The following is a 1,846-nucleotide window of genomic DNA, read 5'->3' as shown; positions in this document are numbered from 1 at the left end:
GGTCGATCGGAGCGGTACTGCGGCTTCGCAAAGGAGGCAGACATGACGACCCACGATCCGATCCCCGCGCGCCTCGCGGCGCTCAAGACCGCGACGACGCCGGAGTTGAAGGCGCAATGGCGCGAGCTCTTCGACAGCGAGCCACCGCCGTTCAACCGCCGCTACCTGGAGAGCCGGCTGGCCTACCGCATCCAGGAACTGACCTATGGCGGGCTGAAGCCCGAGACGGTCCGCCGGCTGGAGAGGCTGGGTGAGGAACTCGATGGCAGCGACCGGAAGAAGAGCCGCGTCCGCCCCGACACCATGCCCATCGCCGGCACCCGGCTGATCCGCGAATGGCAAGGCGTCGAGCATGTCGTCACCGTCACCTCGGACGGCTTCGACTGGCAGGGTCGCCCCTACAAGTCGCTGTCGGCCATCGCACGGGCAATCACCGGGACCCGCTGGAACGGGCTCGTCTTCTTTGGGTTAAAGCGCGGTGGCCGCAGGCCAGCGGAGGCTCCGGTGGAGCCTTCGCAGCGCTGTACGCACGACGCGCAAGCGTCGGGCCGGGAGAAGCGTCAGCGAGGCCGGGGATGACCGATGTGAAGATCAAGCGCCGCTGCGCGATCTACACCCGCAAATCCACCGAGGACGGGCTGGAGCAGGAGTTCAACTCGCTCCACGCCCAGCGGGAAGCCTGCGAGGCCTATATCGCCAGCCAGCGCTCCGAGGGCTGGGCGCTGGTCCGTGATCAATATGACGACGGCGGCATCTCGGGCGGCACGCTGGACCGGCCCGGATTGAAGCGGATGCTGGAGGACATCGAGGACGGGCTCGTCGACGTGGTGGTGGTCTACAAGATCGACCGCCTGAGCCGCTCGCTTGCCGATTTCGCCAAGCTGGTCGAGGTGTTCGACCGGAACGGCGTGACCTTCATCTCCGTGACGCAGAGCTTCAACACCACTACGTCGATGGGGCGGCTGACACTGAACATCCTGCTCAGCTTCGCCCAGTTCGAGCGCGAGGTGACCGCCGAACGCATCCGCGACAAGGTCGCTGCCTCCCGGCGCAAGGGCATGTGGATGGGCGGCGTACCGCCCTATGGCTACCGGGTGGAGAACCGGAAGCTGGTCATCGACGAGGAACGCGCGGCGCATGTCCGCTGGATCTTCGCCCGCTTCCTCGAGATTGGATCGGGCACCGAACTGGCACGCGAGGTCGCGAAACGCGGCATCCGTACCCCGAAGGGCAACCGGATCGACAAGAAGTACCTCTACCGGATGCTCAACAACCGCGCCTATGTCGGCGAAGCGGTCCACAAGGGCGACAGCTACCCAGGCGAGCACGATGCCATCATCGACCGCGAGACGTGGGACCGTGTCCACGCCATTCTACAGGAGAGCCCCCGAAAGCGCGCCGCCCGCACCCGCGCCGAGACACCCGCGCTGCTCAAGGGGCTGCTCTTCGGGCCTGACGGCGCGGCCTTCTCGCCAACGCACACGCGTAAGGCTGACCGGCGCTACCGCTACTATGTCAGCCAGACGGTGCTGAAGCATGGTGCGGGTTCGTGCCCGGTCGGCCGCGTGCCGGCGGGCGAGATCGAGGCGACCGTCATCGACCAGCTGCGCACCGTGTTCCGCCAGCCCGAAATCGTCGCGGGCACGTGGAAGGCCGCGCGCACAAACGCCGACGACATTTCCGAAGCCGACGCGCGCGCAGCCCTGCAGCAACTCGACCCGCTGTGGGACGAGCTATTCCCTGCCGAACAGGCGCGCATCGTGGCGCTGCTGGTCGAGCGCGTTGACATCTGCACGGATGGGCTGAACGTCCGGCTCCGCGTCGATGGCCTTGGCAGTCTTGTCCG

General features: G+C 67.0%; 1 protein-coding gene and 1 pseudogene. Both read left to right on the top strand.

What is annotated here, in order from left to right:
* Nucleotides 1-42 precede the first annotated feature (42 nt).
* Nucleotides 43-474: pseudogene (locus ACFORG_RS18615) on the top strand (DUF2924 domain-containing protein); the annotation flags it as partial.
* Nucleotides 475-575: 101 nt separating this feature from the next.
* The coding region (locus tag ACFORG_RS18610) for a recombinase family protein (RefSeq protein ID WP_386737056.1) at nt 576-1,846 on the top strand (1,271 nt) is incomplete at its 3' end.

This window comes from Lutimaribacter marinistellae (assembly GCF_042648365.1).
Lineage (GTDB): Bacteria > Pseudomonadota > Alphaproteobacteria > Rhodobacterales > Rhodobacteraceae > Lutimaribacter_A > Lutimaribacter_A marinistellae.
The sequence above is the reverse complement of the archived record's forward strand: the minus strand, read 5'-3'. Positions and strand labels throughout refer to the sequence as shown.